The sequence below is a fragment of the Streptomyces sp. NPDC059010 genome (genome assembly GCF_042740355.1).
Lineage (GTDB): Bacteria > Actinomycetota > Actinomycetes > Streptomycetales > Streptomycetaceae > Streptomyces.
In genome coordinates this window covers 139,304-158,255 of the sequence record NZ_JBHYJA010000015.1, presented here as the reverse complement: position 1 = coordinate 158,255, position 18,952 = coordinate 139,304, and the positions used below count along the sequence as shown (strand labels likewise).

Genomic DNA, 18,952 nt, shown 5'->3' with positions numbered 1-18,952 from the left:
TCGGGTGAGCAGCCCCACCCCCGACGCCCTTCTGAGCCCCGCCGACGTCCGAGAGCTGGCGACCGCCCTCGGTGTGCGTCCCACCAAGCAGCGCGGCCAGAACTTCGTGATCGACGCGAACACCGTCCGCCGTATCGTCCGCACCGCGGAGGTCCGCCCCGACGACGTGGTCGTGGAGGTGGGCCCGGGACTCGGCTCCCTCACCCTCGCCCTGCTGGAGGTCGCCGACCGCGTCACCGCCGTCGAGATCGACGACGTACTGGCCGCCGCGCTCCCCGCCACCATCGCGGCCCGCATGCCGGAGCGCGCCGACCGTTTCGCGCTGGTGCACTCCGACGCGATGCAGGTCGCCGAGCTCCCCGGCCCGCCGCCCACCGCGCTGGTCGCCAACCTCCCCTACAACGTGGCCGTCCCGGTCCTGCTGCACATGCTCGCCACTTTCCCGAGCATCGAACGCACCCTCGTCATGGTGCAGTCGGAGGTCGCCGACCGCCTGGCCGCCGCACCCGGCTCGAAGGTGTACGGCGTGCCGTCCGTGAAGGCCAACTGGTACGCCGAGGTCAAGCGGGCCGGTGCCATCGGCCGCAATGTCTTCTGGCCCGCGCCGAACGTCGACAGCGGCCTGGTGGCGCTGACCCGGCGCACCGAGCCGATCAGGACCACGGCCACCAGGCGCGAGGTCTTCGCCGTCGTCGACGCGGCCTTCGCCCAGCGCCGCAAGACGCTGCGCGCCGCCCTCGCCGGCTGGGCGGGTTCGGCGGCGGCCGCCGAGGCGGCACTGGTCGCGGCCGGCGTCTCGCCACAGGCCCGCGGAGAGGCCCTGACGGTCGAGGAGTTCGCCGCCATCGCCGAGAACAAGCAGCCCGCTGCCGCCCAGTCCGAGGAGTCCGAGTAAGTGAGCGCGAGCGTCGCCGTCCGCGTCCCCGCCAAGGTCAACGTCCAGCTCGCGGTGGGCGCCGCCCGCCCCGACGGGTTCCACGACCTGGCCAACGTCTTCCTCGCCGTCGGCCTGTACGACGAGGTCACCGTGACCCCGGCCGACGAACTCCGGATCACCTGCGAGGGGCCGGACGCCGACCAGGTCCCCCTCGACCGTACGAACCTGGCCGCGCGGGCGGCGATCGTCCTCGCCGAGCGCCGCGGTCTCGATCCGGCCGTCCACATCCACATCGCCAAGGACATCCCGGTCGCCGGCGGCATGGCGGGCGGCAGCGCGGACGGCGCGGGCGCGCTGCTCGCGTGCGACGCGCTGTGGGGCACGGGCGCCTCCCGCGAGGAACTGCTCGACATCTGCGCCGAGTTGGGCAGCGACGTGCCGTTCAGCCTGGTCGGCGGCGCGGCCCTCGGCACCGGACGGGGCGAGAAGCTCCGCCCGCTCGACGTGGGCGGCACCTTCCACTGGGTCTTCGCGATGGCCGACCGCGGGCTGTCCACCCCGGCCGTCTTCCGTGAGTTCGACCGGCTCGGCGAAGGCCTCGACATCCCCGAGCCCGTCGCGTCGCAGCCGCTGCTCGACGCCCTCGCCAAGGGCGACCCCGACGCGCTCGCCGCCGCCGTCTCCAACGACCTCCAGCCCGCTGCCCTCTCCCTCTTCCCGGAACTCGCCGACACCCTCGCCGCGGGCCTCGCGGCAGGCGCCCTCACGGCACTGGTCTCCGGCTCGGGTCCGACGACGGCGTTCCTCGCCCGGGATCCGGAGGCGGCGGAGAAGGTGGCCGAATCCCTACGGTCGTCGGGCACCTGCCGGGTGGTCCGTACGGCTTCCGGGCCCGCACTGGGCGCCACCGTGCTGCCCGCGCCGTCTGCATAAAGGCGGCACAACATCTCCACGAGGTCGAGTACAACCTCTTGACCTGCATGGATGATGAAGGGCAAGTGTTAGCTACTTCACGGTAGTTGATTGTTAGACAATCGTCCCCGGGGTCCCTTTCACGCCACTTGGTCCCATGGGAACGGCTGACATGATCGGCCGTCCCCGGTCCTCCGTTACCGGTGGTACCTCCTAGGAGTTCCCATGGGACACATGGACCACTTCAGCGCCGGGTGGGTCACCCCCGTCCTGTCCTACGCGATGGCCTGCGTCGGCTCCGCCCTCGGACTGCGCTGTACCGTCCGGGCACTCGAAGCGGACGGCTCCTCCAAGCGGAACTGGCTGCTGCTCGCTTCCCTCGCCATCGGTTCCGGCATCTGGACCATGCACTTCATCGCGATGATGGGCTTCAGCGTCGACGGCACCCCGATCCGCTTCGACGTCCCGATCACCGCCCTGAGCCTGCTGATGGCCGTCGCCGTGGTCGCGGCGGGCGTCTTCACCGCCGGATACGGCCGCTCGCGGGTCACCTCCGTCATCCTCGGCGGCCTCGGCACCGGCCTCGGTGTCGCCGCCATGCACTACACCGGCATGGCCGCGCTCAACCTGCACGGCGCGGTCGACTACGACCCGATGCTCGTCATCGCCTCGGTCGCGATCGCCGTCGTCGCCGCGACCGCCGCGCTGACGCTCACGCTCATCGTGCGGGGACCGGCGCTCGCCGCCGTGGCCGCGCTCGTCATGGGGCTGGCCGTCAGCAGCATGCACTACACCGCGATGTACGCCGTGCACATCTCCCTCGCGCCCAGCAGCGCGGCCCTACCAGGCGCCACCGCCACGGAGTTCATCTTCCCGCTGGCCGTGCTGCTCGGCTCGTTCCTCTTCCTCGCCGCCGCGTACGTCGCCCTGTCCCCGACCGGCAGGCGCCACGAGTCGGCCGCCGCTGCGCAACTGCTGCGCGAGGTCGAACTCACCACGGCCTGACGGCCGCCAATCCCCTTTGGCCCCAGCCCCTTCGGCTTCCCCTGGCCTTCCCCCGCCCCAGGTCGAACGAGGTCCCCTCATGCGCGTCCCCCGCCGTACCTCCGCCCGGCTGCGTCCCAGATCGGTGCGGGCGAAGATCGTCGCCCTGCTGATGCTGCCCATCGTGTCCCTGATGGCACTGTGGGGCTTCGCCGCGGTGACGACCGCCTCCAGCATCGGCGACACCGAGCGCGCCAAGGACGTCAACGCCGAACTGCTCACCCCCGTGGGCGACTTCGTCACCGCGCTCCAGGCCGAGCGCACCGCGGCGATGCGCCACGCGGCCGCCCCGGACGCCTTCGCCAAGGCCCGCAAGGCCACGGACCGGGCCGCCACCGCCCTGCGCAACGGCATCAACGCCTCCAGCTCCGACGCCGCCCTCCTCGACGCCGGACTGCCCGCGCGCATCGAACGGCTGGAGGCCGACACCGGACGCCTGGCGCGGCTGCGCACCGATGCCGTCGCCACGAAGGCGGGGGCCGCCCCGGCCGCGTACACCGCCTACTCGGCGATCGTCGAGCACGCCTTCGCCGTCACCGGCGCGCTCACCGGCGAGCGTGGCACCGACGCCGCCTCGGAGGCGCGCGTGGTGCTCGAACTCGCCCGCGCGCGGGAGGCGCTGGCCCGCGAGCAGGCGCTGCTGGGCGCCGCAGAGGCGCGCGGGACGCTCGGCAAGGGGGAGTACGCGCTGTTCGCGGGTGCCGTGGCCACCCGACGCGAGCTGCTGGAACCGGCGGTCGCCGATCTGAAGCCCGCGCACCGGGCGGCGTACGACGAAGTCCTGGACGGCGAACAGTACGCGCGCGTGCGGGCCGTCGAGAACAAGGTGCGCGGGGCGGGGGCCGTGACGGCCGGCTCGCTCGCGGGCTGGGACCCGGCGGTGACCGACGTACTGAAGGAACTGACCGAGGCCGAGACGGCGGCCGGTACCGGGGCCACCGCGCAGGCCGACCCGTTCGGCCTGGACACCCTGGGCGCCTCGGGTGTCGCCGTGGTGCTCGGTCTGGTGGGCGTACTGCTGTCGCTGCTGGTGTCCGTGCTGGTCGGGCGCGGTCTCATCGTCGAGCTGCTCGATCTGCGCAACAGCGCCCTGGAGGTGGCCGGCCGGCGTCTCCCGCAGGCCATGCGCAAGCTGCACGCCGGGCAGGGCGTCGACATCGACGCCGAGGCGCCCATGAGGCGACTGGCCGGCGACGAACTGGCCCAGGTCGGCACGGCGCTCACGGCGGTGCAGCGGGCGGCGCTGAAGGCGGCGAGCGAGCGGGCCGAGCTGCTGAGCGGGATCTCCGGGGTGTACGTCAGTCTGGCGCGCCGCAGCCAGGTGCTGCTGCACCGGCAGCTGGACCTGCTGGAGGCCATGCAGCGGCGCCGGCAGGACCAGACCGAGCTGCAGGATCTGTACCGCGTCGACTACCTGGCGACACGGATGCGCCGGCACTCCGAGAGCCTGCTGATCCTGTCCGGCATCGCGCCGGGGCGTGGCTGGCGGGACCCGGTCGCGCTGGCGGACGTGCTGCGCGCGGCGGTCGCCGAGATCGAGAGCGCGCAGCGGGTGCAGATCTGGGCGGTGCCCAGGATGTCGCTGGTGGGCGGCTCGGTCGCCGACGTCATCCATCTTCTCGCCGAACTGGTGGAGAACGCCACGGCGTTCTCCCCGCCCAGCACCAAGGTGCAGCTGCGTGCCGCCCGGATGCGCGAAGGGCTGCTCATCGAGGTCGAGGACAGCGGCTTCGGCATGAACGAGTCGGCCCTCGCCGAGGCCAACAGCAAGATCCAGTCCGAGAAGGTCGACCTCCTCGACGCCAAGCAGATCGGCCTGTTCGTGGTGAACCGGCTGCGCGAACGGCAGGGGCTGCGCGTCGAGCTGCGCTCCTCGCCGAACGGCGGTGTCACGGCCGCCGTCCTCGTCCCCGAGGCCCTGCTGCGCGACGAGACGCCGGTCGGCGAACAGGCGGTGCGGGGGCGCGGACTGGCCCCGGCGGCGGCGCTGATCCAGCGGCAGGGGATGGCCGGGGGCGGAGCGTGAAGCCGTACTCGCAAGTAGGGCTTCTTCGCCCGATCTTCACACGAATGTACTGCGATCGGAGTACGTGTGGGGCTGGTGGGACGATTAGGGTCGGTTGACGTTTCAAGTGTCGGCTGTCATGTCCGGCGCCCTCCCGTCAAGCACGTGCACTTCTGGAAGGGGACACCCCCGTGTCCGAATCCCCCACCCCCGCCCAGCCGTCCCACCGTAGAAAGCGCTCCCTGTCCCGTCGCGGCATGATCGCCGCAGGCGGTGCGGTGGCCGCCGGAGCCGCGGTGACGCCGATGGTGTTCGCGGCCACCGACTCCGGCGAGACGGACGGCTCGGCCGCCGGCTCGGGCGGCTCCGGTACGACGCCGGAGAAGTTCCCCGCCACCCGCACCGAGGCCGCCACCGGCACCGGCGAGGCCACCACCGCCTTCGCCGCCTCCTACGTCGGGGTGCGCTGGGCCGGTGCGAAGGAGGGCGCCGCCATCCGGCTCGCGGACGGCACGTGGCAGACCCTCGCGAGCGGCTGCGCAACCGTCGAGGACGGCGGCACGGCCCTGGTCGCCGCCGACAACGCCAAGGCGTACGAGGTGAAGGCGGCCGCCGGCATCGACGGCGTCCAGTCGCTGGCGATCGACACCACCGACGGCCCGAACCGCACCTTCGAGGTGCCCAGCGAGCCCACACGCGTGCGTGGCGTGCGCTACCTCTCGCGGCCCGCCTGGGGCGCCGACGAGTCCAAGCGCTTCAAGCCGGACGGCTCGGTCAACTCGCCCGAGACGTACTACCCGCTGCAGATCATCACGGTCCACCACACCGCGACGCCGAACAACGATCCCGACCCGGCCGCGACGGTACGCGCGATCTACGAGTACCACGCGATCACCAACGACTGGGGCGACATCGGCTACCACTTCCTCATCGACGAGGCGGGCAACGTCTACGAGGGCCGCTACTCCGGCGACGACGGCATCCCGGCCTTCAACCCCGACGGCGACCTCGTCACCGGCTTCCACTCCGTGGGCTACAACTCCGGCGCCCTCGGCATCGCCGTGATCGGCAACCTCGACCAGCAGGCCCCGACGGAAGCGGCCAAGGCCTCCCTGGTCCGGCTGATCAAGGTGATCACCCGGTTCAAGGGCCTGGACCCGCTGGCGAAGGTGACGTACACCAACCCGGTCAACGGCACCAAGAAGGACACCAACACGATCGGCGGGCACCGCGACTACTTCGCGACCGAGTGCCCCGGCCAGATCATGTACGACCTCCTCGGCGAGGTCCGCGAGGCGGCGGCTCGCCGCTGACGCCGGGCATTTGGATGCGCCCCGGGGATCCACTCCCCGGGGCGCACCGTTCCCTACGCGCGGGTAGGCAGGGGTGTGAAGGCGGGTGCGGACACGAAACGCGGAGGTGTCGGTGCGCCCGACTACCCTGGAGGGTCGATCGATCCCCCTGGGCAGGAGAGAAATGGCCGTCAATCTGGTCAATGTCGAGAACGTCAGCAAGGTGTACGGCACCCGTGCCCTGCTCGACGGTGTCTCGCTCGGCGTCTCCGAGGGCGATCGCATCGGCGTCGTGGGCCGCAACGGCGACGGCAAGACAACCATGATCCGCATGCTGGCCAAGCTGGAGGAGGCCGACACCGGCCGGGTCACGCACTCGGGCGGACTGCGGCTCGGCGTCCTCACCCAGCACGACTCGCTCGACCCCGCGGCGACCGTCCGCCACGAGGTCATCCGGGACCTGGCCGACCACGAGTGGGCCGGCAACGCCAAGATCCGGGACGTACTGACCGGACTCTTCGGCGGGCTCGACCTGCCCGGGTTCCCGCAGGGCCTCGACACCGTCATCGGCCCGCTCTCCGGCGGCGAGCGGCGCCGTATCGCGCTCGCCAAGCTGCTCATCGAGGACCAGGACCTGATCGTCCTCGACGAGCCCACCAACCACCTCGACGTCGAGGGCATCTCCTGGCTCGCCCAGCACCTGCGCGAGCGGCGCTCGGCGCTCGTGTGCGTCACCCACGACCGCTGGTTCCTCGACCAGGTCTGCACGCGTATGTGGGACGTCCAGCGCGGCGACGTCTACGAGTACGAGGGCGGCTACTCCGACTACGTCTTCGCGCGTGCCGAGCGCGAGCGCATCGCCGCCACCGAGGAGGTCAAGCGGCAGAACCTGGTCCGCAAGGAGCTGGCCTGGCTGCGCCGCGGAGCGCCCGCGCGGACGTCCAAGCCGCGCTTCCGGGTCGAGGCGGCCAACGAGCTCATCAAGGACGTGCCGCCGCCCCGGGACACCAGCGAGCTGATGAAGTTCGCCTCGTCCAGGCTCGGCAAGACGGTGTTCGACCTGGAGGACGTCACCGTCCAGGCCGGTCCCAAGATGCTGCTCAAGCATGTGACCTGGCAGCTCGGGCCGGGCGACCGGATCGGTCTCGTCGGTGTCAACGGCGCGGGCAAGACCTCGCTGCTGCGTGCCATGGCCGAGGCCGCGCGGACCGAGGGCGAGGCGCAGCCGGCCGGGGGGCGGATCTCCGTCGGCAAGACCGTCAAGCTCGCCTACCTGTCCCAGGAGGTCACCGAGCTCGACCCGAACACGCGGGTTCTGGAGGCCGTTCAGCAGGTGCGCGAGCGCGTCGACCTCGGCAAGGGGCGCGAGATGACGGCCGGGCAGCTGTGCGAGACGTTCGGCTTCAGCAAGGAGAAGCAGTGGACGCCGGTCGGCGATCTGTCCGGCGGTGAGCGCCGCCGTCTGCAGTTGCTGCGGCTGCTCATGGACGAGCCCAACGTCCTCTTCCTGGACGAGCCCACCAACGACCTCGACATCGAGACCCTCACCCAGCTGGAGGACGTCCTCGACGGCTGGCCCGGCTCGATGATCGTCATCTCCCACGACCGGTTCTTCGTCGAGCGCACCACGGACCGCGTCTTCGCCCTGCTCGGCGACGCCACCCTGCGGATGCTGCCGCGCGGCATCGACGAGTACCTGGAGCGGCGCCACCGCATGGAGGCCCAGGTCGCCGCCGCTGCCGCCACCCCGGCCGCCGAGAAGGCCGTACCGGAGCGGAGCGCCGCCGATCTGCGCGCCGCCAAGAAGGAGTTGCAGAAGATCGAGCGACAGCTCGACAAGATTTCCGAACGCGAGACCAAGCTGCACGCCCAGATCGCCGAGCACGCCACCGACTTCGCCAAGGTCGCCGAACTCGACGCCGAACTGCGCGACTTGGCCGGTCAGCGGGACGAAATGGAGCTGCGCTGGCTGGAACTGGCCGAGGACGCGTAGCAGCGGAGACCGCCCTGCGTACGGTGCTCCGAGCCGCGCGCAGGGCCGGGGCGCACGCCCTGTGCAGAGGGCGTGAAGGCGCATAACGGCGGTATCACGGGCCGGTTCTCCCTTGGGTACAGGGGTGGATGCGGCCCGGTGTGCTGTCGGTGGCGGGTGATAGAAAGGTCCGCCTGAGAACAGTCTGAGAAACGCTGGTGTGGCGGAATCGCGACGGCACAGAACGTGGCACCACACCGGTCTCAAGGGGGAACCGCTCATGAGCCAGCCGCCCAACCAGCCGCCGCAGGGCGGTTTCGGCGCACCGCAGGACCCGCGGCAGGGTGGCTTCGGCGCCCCCCAGCCGCCGCAGCCTCCGCAGCAAGGTGCTCCGCAGACTCCGCCCCCGCCCCCGGGCGCTCCTCAGACACCCCCGCCGCCGCAGGGCCCGCCCCAGGCGCCGCCGCCCCCGCAGGGCCCGCCGGCCGGCGCTCCCCAGCCCGGCTACGGCTACCCGCAACAGCCCGCCCAGCCGGGCCCGTACGCGCCCGGTCCCTACGGCCAGCCACAGCAGCAGCCGCAGCAGCCGTACGGCTATCCGCAGCAGCCCGGCCAGGGGTACGGCTACCCGCCCCAGCCGCAGTACCCGGGCGCGCCCGGCGCCGGCTCGGGCAACCCGTTCAAGGGCAAGCCCGCCCTCATCATCGGCGCGGCGGTCGCGGCGCTGCTCGTCATCGGCGGCACCGTGTTCGCGGTGACCCGCGACAGCGGCGACGACCCGAAGAACCCGGTCTCCCAGGGCAGCGACGGCCCGAAGGGCTCCGAGTCGCCGAGCGCGTCCGAGGAGAGCCAGGGCGGCGCCGACCCGGAGAACCTCAACGGCGGCCGCCAGCCCGGCGAGGCGAAGGTCCTCTGGTACAAGCAGGCACCCGACGCGCCCAAGTCCGGCGCCGACGCCCCCGGCCTGTGGATCACCGACAAGGCCGCGGTGAAGGCGGCGTACAAGCAGATCTTCGCCTACAACATCACCGACGGCGAAGAGGCCTGGGCGCCCATCAGCTTCCCGCAGAAGATCTGCTCGGTCACCCCGCAGAAGTCGTCCGACAACAAGGTCGTCGTGGCGTACGAGAGCGGCAGCAGCGACCGTGCCAAGTGCAACCAGCTCCAGCAGGTCGACCTCACCACCGGCGCCAAGGGCTGGAGCGGTTCGGTCTCCAACGGCGGGCTGTTCGACAACACCATCAAGATCGAGCTGTCCATCACCGGCAGCACACTGATGGTGGGCCGCGCCCAGTCCGGCACCGCCTACGACGTCAACAGCGGCAAGAAGCTGTACGACAAGGAGCGGTACGGCGACAAGTGCTTCCCGGCCGCGTTCGCGGGCGGCGAGAAGCTGATCGCCGTGTCCTCCTGCGACGCCACCGGCACCGACGAGCACGACGAGATCCAGCAGCTCGACCCGGCCACCGGCAAGGCCAAGTGGACCCAGAGGTACGACAAGGGCTGGCAGATCGCCCGCGTCTTCTCCATCGACCCGCTGGTCGTCTACAGCACCAACGAGGACAAGAAGGCCTGGAACATCTCCACCCTCGGCAACGACGGCAAGTTCCGCTCGGAGGTCGGCGTCGACCTGAAGATCGGCACCGAGTGCGGCTGGGCCATCCTCGAACGCAACCTGCGCGGCTGCGCCGGAGTCGCCGCCGACGCCAACACGCTCTACCTGCCCACCGAGGCGACCACCACCGCCAACGAGATCGTCGCGATCGACCTCGCAGGCGGCAAGGAGAAGTGGCGCGTGAAGTCCCCGGCGGACGAGCCGATGCTGCCGGTCAAGGTCGAGGACGGCAAGCTCATCGCCTACGTCAAGCCCTCCTACGACGCGGGCGGCCAGGTCGTGGCGATCCCGGTGACCGGCAGCAGCCACCAGCCGGCGAAGCTCCTGCAGAACCCGGCGAGCGCCGCGAGCGTCGAGAACGGCTTCTTCTCCCGGACGTACGACTGGGTGGACGGGCGCTTCTACCTCGCCAGCACCCGGCTGACCGGCAACGACGAGTCGAAGGAGAAGCTGATGCTCGCCTTCGGCAAGTAAGGCGGCCCGTTCTCTCCCCTTCTCCCTCCGCTCCCGTCCCCCGAGGTACCCACGTCATGACCCAGCCGCCGCCTCCGCCGCCCCACCAGCCCCCGCCCGGGGGAGGGTTCGGCCCGCCGCAGGACCAGCCGCCCCAGCAGCCGGGCGGCGGCTTCGGTCCGCCCCAGCCGCCCCAGCCCCAGCCGCAGCAGCCGCCCGCACAGCCTCCGCAGCCGCCCGCGTACGGCTATCCGCAGGCGCCGCAGGGAGCCCCGCAGACACCGCCGCCCACACCGCCCGCTTCGCCCGGGTACGGCTATCCCGGGCAGCAGCCCGGTGCGTACGGGCAGCCGCAGAATCCTTACGGGCAGCCCGGTTACGGCTATCCGCAGCAGACCGTGCCGCTGCACGCCCAGTCCGGCGGGCCGGGCGGGGGCGGGCAGAAGTCCTACACGTGGCTCGTCGTCGTGGCGGCGGCTGTGGTGGCGATCGCGCTGGTCATCGGCGGTGTCGTGATCGCGCGGTCCGGTGACGACGACGGCGGCAAGGACGACACCGCCAGCTCCAGCGGCGGCACCGGCGGCGGGGACGACGACAACGGCGGCGGCAGCACCACCCCCGGCAAGGAGAAGGTGCCCGCCAACCCCAACTCCCGGGTCCTCTTCCAGGTCCCGGCGCCCAAGGTCTCCGACGACACCACCATCAGCGTGTCCGGCTCGTGGCTGACCGACAAGGCGTACGTCAAGAGCGGCGTCTCCGAGATCGTCGGCTACGACCCCGACAAGGGCACCGAGCTGTGGACGATCCCGCTGCCCGGCCCCGTGTGCCGGGCCGCGAAGCACGTCAGCGAGGACAACCTCACCGCCGTCGCCTTCGAGCCCGCGAAGCCGACCAAGGCCAAGCCCTCGCACGGCTGCAGCCAGGTCGCGGCGATCGACCTCGACGCCGGCAAGAAGCTGTGGACCAAGTCCGCCGAGGTCGACGGCCGACTGATCCCCTACGACAACATCACCCTCAGCGGCGGCACCGTCGCCGCGGGCGGCACCAGCGGCGGCGCCGCCTTCGACCTGAAGTCCGGCAAGTCGCTCTGGGTCCCGAAGGCCAACGACAGCTGCTACGACCTCGGATACGCGGGCGGCCCCAAGATGGTCGCGGTCCGCAAGTGCGGCTCCTACGACCAGCCGCAGCTGAACATCCAGACCATCGACCCGAAGACCGGGAAGGTGATCTCCGAGTACAAGATGGCCGAGGGCGTCGAGTACGCCAGCGTCATCTCCACCGAGCCGCTCGTCGTGGCCGCCGAGGCCGGCCAGTCCGACTCCATCGGCATCTCGGACGTCTTCTCCATCGACAACAAGACCGGCAAGCTGCGCATCCGCATCTCCGTGCCGGGCGACCAGTACGCGGCCCGCTGCTCCGGCGTCACCACCATCGAGGCCTGCACGGGCGTCGTCGTCGGCAACGACCGGCTCTATGTGGAGACCGAGGAGCACCAGGGCGGCGGCGAGTACGGCCGGACCAACGAGATCGTCGCGTTCGACCTGGCCACCGGCAAGCAGACCGGTCAGCGTGCCGACGCGGGCGACCGGTACACGATCACGCCGCTGCGCATGGACGGCGGCAATGTGATCGCGTACAAGCGGCCGCCGTACAACAAGGGCGGACAGATCGTCAGCATCGACGGTGGCAGCTTCAAGGAGACGAAGCTGTTGGAGAACCCGGCCGCGAAAACCGTGCGGGATGTCGAGACGCGGATGCTTCCGGAGTATGCCGAACTCCTGTATTCACAGGGGCGGCTGTACATGTCGGCCCGGTTCGCGAGTGAGCTGGGCACTGAGTATCAGAAGAAGTACCACGTGATCGCGTTCGGTCGGACGGACTGACGGCACCGTCGGTGAGACGGTTGAAAACGGTTGTTGCAGCGGCCCCGCTCCTGGTCAGGAGCGGGGCCGTTCGCGTACCGCTCAACGTCCTCGAATGCGGGGAAAGCCAGAAATTCCGCCGTTCCGGGGCACTTCTCATCGGTAGGGGGAGCGCGATGTCGAACAAGCGTGTAGCTTCCGGGGGCATGAAAGGCGGGGGAGCCGGGAGGGGGCTTCTGTCCGCATGGACCCGTGGGCATCCATAGTGGGGCATTCGACCGGCGTGGCTGGTCCGGGTATTGATGGGGATCCATTGGGGGGACTGGGGGGTTACTCGATGGGAGTGCGGCTCATGGTGGTCGACGACCACCGATTGCTCGCCGAAGCGCTGGCTTCGGCACTGAAACTGAGGGGGCACCGGGTGCTGGCCGCGGCGGCGCCCGCCGCGGGGGCGGCGGAGCTGGTGATCACACGGGCGCCGGAGGTGTGTCTGCTGGGGACGGCCACGCCTGCGGAGCCGGGGATATTCGATCCGGTGGTGCGCATCAAGCGGGAGCGGCCGCAGGTGGCGGTGCTGGTCCTGGGGCCGGTGCCGAGTCCGCGCGGCATAGCGGCGGCGTTCGCCGCGGGGGCCTCCGGCTATGTGCGGCACGATGAGCGCATCGAGGGTGTCGAGCGGGCGATCATGAAGGCCCGGGCCGGGGAGGCGGCGGTGGCGCCGCAGTTGCTGCAGGGGGCGTTCAGTGAGCTTCTCAATCCGGCCGCGCAGCCCGATGACGAGGGGCAGCGGCTGTTGCAGATGCTCACTCCTCGGGAGGTCGAGGTGCTGGTTCGGGTCGCCGATGGTGAGGACACTCGGCTGATCGCGGCGGGGATGGGGATCGCTCCGTCCACTGCGCGTACCCATGTTCAGCGGGTGCTGATGAAACTGGGTGTGGGGTCTCGGCTGGAGGCGGCGGCGTTGGCTGCGCGGACGGGGTTGTTGGATCGGGCCGGGCCGGTGGGGCAGGGGCACGGGCACGGGGCGGGGGAGGGTGGGGTGGCGGGGGTCGAGTCCTGACGGTTGCCTCCGGCGGGTGGGCCGGGATGCCTGCGGCGGCCTGTGTTCCTGAGTGGGGGTTCGCGTAGCGCCTTGGGTTGCGTTTGTGGGTCGGGGCCGCGCCGGGGGGTGTCCGTCCTCGGATCGGCGGTCGCCTTAAGCCAAGAGGCACCGCGTGTTTACGCCGACCACTGCGGGCGGACACCCCCCGGCACGTCCCCTTGCCGCCGTGGGCGGCTGCGGGGCCGCGGGGGGACTCGTCAGGTTCCGGGGTCGTCCTCCGGTGCCGTGGGCGGCGGGGGTGGGGCCGTTGGCCTCAGTTTCAGCCAGGTCAGGAAGAAGATGCCGAGGAGCAGCATGCCCAGGCCTGTCCAGAGGTTGATGTTGACGCCCTCGGCCTTTTCGATCGCGGCGTCGTCGTCGGTGAGGCCGGTGATCGTGACGATGACGCCGTAGATCACGAAGAGGCCGCCGATGATGCGTCGGATGTCGAAGAGGCGGGCGGCTGTCGTGGACCTGCCCTCCAGTTCGGTGACTTCCCGCTGGACGTCCTTCTCCGAGTAGCCGGGATGTTCGGGGTGTTCGGGGTGTTCGGTCATGGTCGGGCTCCGGTCTTCAGAAGGAGAACGGGATGTAGCAGGCGGCGGCCAGTACCACCGCGCCCCAGCCCAGCAGGGCCGGCTTGCGGTACCAGGCCTCGTCGCCCGGTGCCGGGGGTTCGGCCATGCCGGGGGAGCGGGTGCCGTAGACCAGGCCCTGGAGTTCCTCCGTCGGTTTGGGGGCTGTGAACAGGGAGACGGCCACCATGACGACTCCGCCGGCCACGAAGCCCGCGATCGCGGAGACGAAGTTGGCGCCCTGGTCGGAGGGGATCGAGATGATGTCCTGCTTGTAGAGGACGAAGTAGTTGATCATCGCCGCCGTCGTGCCCGCGAGCAGGCCCCAGAAGCCCGACTTCATCGATGCCCGCTTCCAGAACATGCCGATGATGAAGACCACGAACATCGGCACGTTGAAGAAGGAGAACAGGGTCTGGAGGTAGCTCATGATGTTCGAGAAGGAGGAGGCGAGGAACGCCGTGCCGATCGACGCCAGGACTCCGATCGCCGTGATCAGGCGGCCGAAGCGGACGTAGTAGGAGTCCTCGCGGTCCGTCACCACGTACTTCGCCCAGATGTCCGTGGTGAACACCGTGTTGAAGGACGAGACGTTGGCCGCCATGCCCGCCATGAAGGCAGCTAGAAGGCCGGTCACCGCGATGCCCAGGACGCCGTTGGGGAGCAGGCCCTCCATGAGGTAGGGGATGGCGTCGTTGTACTGGTAGCCCGACTTCTCGGTGCCGAAGCCGGGGACCAGGGCGGCGGCCGCCAGGCCCGGGATCATCACCAGGAAGACGATGAAGATCTTCGGGTACGCGGCGATCAGCGGGGTGCGCTGGGCCGCCGAGAGGTTCTTGGCCGACAGGGCTCGCTGGACCTCGGCGAAGTTGGTCGTCCAGTAGCCGAAGGACAGCACGAAGCCGAGGCCCAGGACGATCGTCAGCCAGTTGGCGCCCAGCGGGTTGGCGTCGCCGATGCCCGTGCCGCCCCAGGCGGTGACGAAGTCGTCGCCGTGGGACTTGGTCAGCGTGTCCGTGAGGCCGTCCCAGCCGCCCACCTTCTTCAGGGAGAGCACCGTGATCGGGATGAGGGCCGCCAGGATCACGAAGAACTGCAGCACCTCGTTGTAGATCGCCGACGACAGGCCGCCGAGGGTGATGTAGGCGAGGACGAAGAAGCCGGCGACGACGATCGCCACCCACTGGGGCCAGCCCAGCAGGGCCTCGACCACGATCGCCAGGGCGTACAGGTTGACGCCGGCGATCAGGATCGCGGCGAAGGCGAACAGGACCGAGCTGAGCAGGTGGGCCCACTTGTCGAAGCGCAGAAGCAGGAACTCGGGGACCGAGCGGACCTTGCTGCCGTAGTAGAAGGGCATCATGACCAGGCCCAGAAAGACCATGGCCGGGATGGCGCCGATCCAGTACCAGTGGACGGTGTAGGCCCCGTACTGGGCGCTGTTGGCGGCCATGCCGAGGATCTCGGTGGCGGCCAGGTTGGCGGAGATGAACGCCAGGCCGGTGACCCAGGCGGGCAGGGAGCGGCCCGAGAGGAAGAAGTCGAGGGTGGTCTTCACCGAACGGCGGGCGGCGAATCCGATGCCCAGCACGACCACGAAGTAGATGCCGAGGATCGTGTAGTCGAGCCAGTTCGTGGGGAGCCGTAGCTCGGCGGCGAGGAGGGTGGGGGAGTATGTGGGGGTTTGTGTGGGGGTGTGCATATGTACTCGCTTCGTTTGGCGAACCGATACAGCCCGGAACCTACGCCCCTGCGTTCAGCAATTGAACACGTGGTGTGATGCTCTTTGTTTGATTGTGATGTTGACGGAGGTGGTGGGTTGTGTTTTTCTATGTTTAGTTCTGTTTGATGGGAGCCTGGCGTGAAGAAGACCTCGACCCGACTGGCCGACGGTCGTGAGCTCATCTACTACGACCTGCGCGACGACACCGTGCGGGACGCCGTGGACCGGCGGCCGCTGGACCGGACCGTCACCACGTCCGAGGTCCGTCACGACGTGCTGCTCGGCGACTCCGTCGCCATCGCCTCGCACCGGCAGGGGCGGACGTACCACCCGCCGGCCGACGAGTGCCCGCTGTGCCCCTCCGAGGGCGACCGGCTCAGCGAGATCCCCGAGTCGTCGTACGACGTCGTCGTCTTCGAGAACCGCTTCCCTTCACTCGCCGGTGACTCCGGGCGCTGCGAGGTCGTCTGCTTCACCTCCGACCACCAGGCGTCCTTCGCCGACCTGACCGAGGAACAGGCCCGTCTCGTCCTGGAGGCGTGGACGGACCGGACCTCCGAACTGTCCTCGCTGCCCTCCGTGGAGCAGGTGTTCTGCTTCGAGAACCGCGGCGCCGAGATCGGAGTCACCCTCGGCCACCCGCACGGGCAGATCTACGCCTACCCCTTCACCACCCCCCGCACCGCCCTGATGCTGCGCTCCCTCGCCGCCCACAAGGACGCCACCGGCGGGGAGAACCTCTTCGACGCCGTCCTGGAGCGTGAACTCGCCGACCAGCGGGTCGTCCTGGAGAGTGAACACTGGGTGGCCTTCGTGCCGTACGCCGCGCACTGGCCGTACGAGGTCCACCTGTACCCGAAGCGCCGGGTGCCCGATCTGCTCGCCCTCGACGAGGACGCGCGCTCAGAGTTCCCCAAGGTTTATCTGGAACTCTTGAGGCGCTTCGACCGGATCTTCGGGGAGAGTGAGTCTCCTACGCCGTACATCGCCGCCTGGCATCAGGCGCCGTTCGGCACGCTGGAGGACTTCGAGGGCGTCGTGCGGGACGACTTCGCGCTTCACCTTGAGCTTTTCACCATCCGCCGCACTTCCGGCAAGCTGAAGTTTCTCGCGGGTTCCGAATCCGGCATGAGCGTGTTCATCAACGACGTGCCGCCGGAGCGCGCGGCCGAGCGACTGCGAGAGGTAGCGAGTTCATGAGTGGGAAGTATCTGGTCACCGGTGGCGCGGGGTACGTCGGCAGCGTGATCGCGCAGCACCTGATCGAGGCCGGGGACGAGGTCGTCGTACTCGACAACCTCTCCACCGGCTTCCGTGAGGGTGTGCCGTCCGGGGCGTCCTTCATCGAGGGCGACATCCGCGACGCCGCCAAGTGGCTGGACCCCTCCTTCGACGCGGTGCTGCACTTCGCCGCGTTCTCGCAGGTCGGCGAGTCGGTCGTGAAGCCCGAGAAGTACTGGGACAACAACGTCGGCGGCACCATGGCGCTGCTCGCCGCCATGCGCGAGGCCGGTGTGCGCAAGCTCGTCTTCTCCTCCACGGCGGCCACATACGGCGAGCCGAAGGAGGTGCCGATCGTCGAGTCGGCGCCGACGCGGCCCACCAACCCCTACGGCGCCTCCAAGCTCGCCGTCGACCACATGATCACCGGCGAGGCGGCGGCCCACGGCCTCGGTGCCGTGTCCCTGCGCTACTTCAACGTCGCGGGTGCCTACGGCGACTGCGGCGAGCGGCACGACCCCGAGTCGCACCTGATCCCGCTCGTCCTCCAGGTCGCCCAGGGCCGACGCGACGCGATCTCCGTGTTCGGCGACGACTACCCGACGCCGGACGGCACCTGCGTGCGCGACTACATCCATGTCGCCGACCTGGCCGAGGCCCACCTGCTCGCGCTCAAGGCCGCCCAGCCCGGCGAGCACCTCATCTGCAACCTCGGCAACGGCAACGGCTTCTCCGTCCGCCAGGTCATCGAGACCGTCCGGCAGGTCACCGGGCACCCGATCCCCGAGGTCGTGGCCCCGCGCCGGGGCGGCGACCCGGCGGTCCTGGTCGCCTCCGCCGACACCGCCCGCGAGCGGCTCGGCTGGAACCCGTCCCGCGCGGACCTCGCGGGCATCGTCGCGGACGCGTGGGAGTTCGCACAGCGGCGCGCCAGTTAAGTTCTACGGCCGGTACGGACGGCCGCAGGTTCCACGGCTGTTCGGCCGGTCAACTCACCGGTCGGGACGGCCGGTTCAGCAGGGAAGGTCAGGGTCAGGGGATGAGCGTCGACACGTCGGCCACGGTCGCCGAGCGGTTCGAGGAGCTGTACGGAGCCGCGCCCGAGGGGGTGTGGGCCGCGCCGGGCCGGGTCAACCTGATCGGCGAGCACACCGACTACAACGACGGCTTCGTCATGCCGTTCGCGCTGCCGCACACCGCGGTCGCGGCCGTCTCCCGGCGCGACGACGGCGTGCTGCGGCTGCACTCGGCGGACGTCGAGGGCGGCGTCGTGGAACTCCGCGTCGACGACCTGGTGCCCGAGTCGGACCGGAACTGGACGGCGTACCCGTCGGGCGTGGTCTGGGCGCTGCGCCAGGCCGGGCACGCGGTGACCGGCGCCGACATCCACCTCGCCTCGACGGTCCCGGCGGGCGCGGGCCTGTCCTCGTCGGCGGCGCTGGAGGTCGTGGTCGCACTCGCCCTGAGCGACCTCTACGAACTGGGCCTGAAGGGCTGGCAGCTGGCCCGACTGTGCCAGCGCGCCGAGAACGTGTACGTAGGCGCCCCGGTCGGGATCATGGACCAGACGGCGTCCGCCTGCTGCCAGGCCGGCCACGCGCTCTTCCTCGACACCCGGGACCTCTCCCAGAAGCAGATCCCCTTCGACCTGGCCGCCGAGGGCATGCGCCTGCTGGTCGTCGACACCCAGGTCAAGCACTCCCACAGCGAGGGCGAGTACGGCAAGCGGCGCGCGGGCTGCGAGAAGGGCGCGGCACTGCTGGGCGTGGACGCGCTCCGCGATGTCGCCTACGACGACCTGGACGCGGCCCTCGACCGGCTCGGCGACGACGAGGAGGTGCGCCGGCTGGTGCGCCATGTCGTCACCGAGGACCAGCGCGTGGAGCGGGTCGTCGCCCTGCTGGAGTCGGGCGAGACCCGTGCGATCGGCCCGGTCCTGACCGAGGGGCACGCCTCGCTGCGGGACGACTTCCGTATCTCCTGCCCCGAGCTGGACCTGGTCGTGGACACGGCCCTGGCGGGCGGCGCGCTGGGCGCCCGGATGACGGGCGGCGGCTTCGGCGGCTCGGCGATCGTGCTGGCCGAGGAGGCCGACGTGGAGACCGTCACCAAGGCGGTCGAGGAGGCCTTCGCCGCGGCCGGGTTCACGGCGCCGCGCGTCTTCGAGGCGGTGCCGGCGGCGGGGGCGAGGCGCGTCGGCTGACGCCGAGGACTTGTGGCGGGGGGGGGGGGGGGGGGGGTGGGGGGAGAGTGGGGGTGGTAGAGGGGGTGGGGGGGGGGAGGGGAGCGGGAGAGACAGACAAAAAAACAAAAACACAAA

The 18,952-nt window shown here is 70.5% G+C and carries 14 protein-coding genes; 12 read left to right on the top strand and 2 right to left on the bottom strand.

Features of this window, described 5'->3' with window-relative positions:
- Window positions 1-4: 4 nt before the first annotated feature.
- From rsmA to ACFWYS_RS18390, 9 genes are all read left to right on the top strand, one after another.
- On the top strand, window positions 5-895 hold the full coding sequence (gene rsmA, locus ACFWYS_RS18430; RefSeq protein WP_384769487.1) for a 16S rRNA (adenine(1518)-N(6)/adenine(1519)-N(6))-dimethyltransferase RsmA: 891 nt from the start codon (window positions 5-7) through the stop codon (window positions 893-895).
- On the top strand, window positions 896-1,810 hold the full coding sequence (locus tag ACFWYS_RS18425; protein WP_384769484.1) for a 4-(cytidine 5'-diphospho)-2-C-methyl-D-erythritol kinase: 915 nt from the start codon (window positions 896-898) through the stop codon (window positions 1,808-1,810). It abuts the gene before it with no gap.
- Between the two features lie 204 nt (window positions 1,811-2,014).
- A complete protein-coding gene (locus ACFWYS_RS18420; protein WP_384769481.1) occupies window positions 2,015-2,794 on the top strand; it encodes an MHYT domain-containing protein in 780 nt (259 codons plus the stop codon).
- Window positions 2,795-2,873: 79 nt separating this feature from the next.
- A complete protein-coding gene (locus tag ACFWYS_RS18415; protein ID WP_384769479.1) occupies window positions 2,874-4,859 on the top strand; it encodes a nitrate- and nitrite sensing domain-containing protein in 1,986 nt (661 codons plus the stop codon).
- 170 nt (window positions 4,860-5,029) lie between these two features.
- Entirely contained in the window at window positions 5,030-6,151 is a 1,122-nt protein-coding gene (locus ACFWYS_RS18410; protein WP_384769476.1) for a peptidoglycan recognition family protein, read from the top strand.
- 163 nt (window positions 6,152-6,314) lie between these two features.
- The gene (locus ACFWYS_RS18405; protein WP_384769473.1) at window positions 6,315-8,123 is read left to right on the top strand and encodes an ABC-F family ATP-binding cassette domain-containing protein; all 1,809 of its coding nucleotides are present in this window, start codon (window positions 6,315-6,317) and stop codon (window positions 8,121-8,123) included.
- A 259-nt stretch (window positions 8,124-8,382) separates the two neighbouring features.
- The gene (locus ACFWYS_RS18400; protein WP_384769470.1) at window positions 8,383-10,191 is read left to right on the top strand and encodes a PQQ-binding-like beta-propeller repeat protein; all 1,809 of its coding nucleotides are present in this window, start codon (window positions 8,383-8,385) and stop codon (window positions 10,189-10,191) included.
- A 56-nt stretch (window positions 10,192-10,247) separates the two neighbouring features.
- The gene (locus ACFWYS_RS18395; RefSeq protein ID WP_384769467.1) at window positions 10,248-12,053 is read left to right on the top strand and encodes a PQQ-binding-like beta-propeller repeat protein; all 1,806 of its coding nucleotides are present in this window, start codon (window positions 10,248-10,250) and stop codon (window positions 12,051-12,053) included.
- 316 nt (window positions 12,054-12,369) lie between these two features.
- Window positions 12,370-13,092 (top strand): LuxR C-terminal-related transcriptional regulator, encoded by a 723-nt coding sequence (locus ACFWYS_RS18390; RefSeq protein WP_384769464.1) that lies wholly within the window; start codon window positions 12,370-12,372, stop codon window positions 13,090-13,092.
- Between the two features lie 239 nt (window positions 13,093-13,331).
- Here ACFWYS_RS18390 and ACFWYS_RS18385 read toward each other — a convergent pair whose 3' ends face one another.
- Window positions 13,332-13,670, bottom strand: coding sequence for a hypothetical protein (locus tag ACFWYS_RS18385; RefSeq protein WP_384769461.1), 339 nt, complete (start codon window positions 13,668-13,670; stop codon window positions 13,332-13,334).
- A 16-nt stretch (window positions 13,671-13,686) separates the two neighbouring features.
- Entirely contained in the window at window positions 13,687-15,390 is a 1,704-nt protein-coding gene (locus tag ACFWYS_RS18380; protein WP_384769458.1) for a sodium:solute symporter family protein, read from the bottom strand.
- Between the two features lie 159 nt (window positions 15,391-15,549).
- Between ACFWYS_RS18380 and galT the strand changes: the two genes are divergently transcribed.
- The 3 genes from galT to galK all read left to right on the top strand — a co-directional run bounded on the left by galT (window position 15,550) and on the right by galK (window position 18,835).
- A complete protein-coding gene (gene galT, locus ACFWYS_RS18375; RefSeq protein WP_384769455.1) occupies window positions 15,550-16,611 on the top strand; it encodes a galactose-1-phosphate uridylyltransferase in 1,062 nt (353 codons plus the stop codon).
- A complete protein-coding gene (galE, locus tag ACFWYS_RS18370; RefSeq protein ID WP_384769452.1) occupies window positions 16,608-17,570 on the top strand; it encodes a UDP-glucose 4-epimerase GalE in 963 nt (320 codons plus the stop codon). Before galT ends, galE begins: the two co-directional genes overlap by 4 nt.
- A 101-nt stretch (window positions 17,571-17,671) precedes the next feature.
- On the top strand, window positions 17,672-18,835 hold the full coding sequence (galK, locus tag ACFWYS_RS18365) for a galactokinase (RefSeq protein ID WP_384769450.1): 1,164 nt from the start codon (window positions 17,672-17,674) through the stop codon (window positions 18,833-18,835).
- The last annotated feature ends 117 nt before the right edge of the window (window positions 18,836-18,952 follow it).

Coding starts and splice junctions, on each gene's coding strand:
- ACFWYS_RS18390 (WP_384769464.1), top strand. CDS start 12,370: ATGGGAGTGCGGCTCATGGTGGTCGACGACCACCGATTGCTCGCCGAA.
- ACFWYS_RS18405 (WP_384769473.1), top strand. CDS start 6,315: ATGGCCGTCAATCTGGTCAATGTCGAGAACGTCAGCAAGGTGTACGGC.
- galK (WP_384769450.1), top strand. CDS start 17,672: ATGAGCGTCGACACGTCGGCCACGGTCGCCGAGCGGTTCGAGGAGCTG.
- ACFWYS_RS18415 (WP_384769479.1), top strand. CDS start 2,874: ATGCGCGTCCCCCGCCGTACCTCCGCCCGGCTGCGTCCCAGATCGGTG.
- ACFWYS_RS18395 (WP_384769467.1), top strand. CDS start 10,248: ATGACCCAGCCGCCGCCTCCGCCGCCCCACCAGCCCCCGCCCGGGGGA.
- ACFWYS_RS18400 (WP_384769470.1), top strand. CDS start 8,383: ATGAGCCAGCCGCCCAACCAGCCGCCGCAGGGCGGTTTCGGCGCACCG.
- ACFWYS_RS18380 (WP_384769458.1), bottom strand. CDS start 15,390: ATGCACACCCCCACACAAACCCCCACATACTCCCCCACCCTCCTCGCC.
- galE (WP_384769452.1), top strand. CDS start 16,608: ATGAGTGGGAAGTATCTGGTCACCGGTGGCGCGGGGTACGTCGGCAGC.
- ACFWYS_RS18420 (WP_384769481.1), top strand. CDS start 2,015: ATGGGACACATGGACCACTTCAGCGCCGGGTGGGTCACCCCCGTCCTG.
- ACFWYS_RS18385 (WP_384769461.1), bottom strand. CDS start 13,670: ATGACCGAACACCCCGAACACCCCGAACATCCCGGCTACTCGGAGAAG.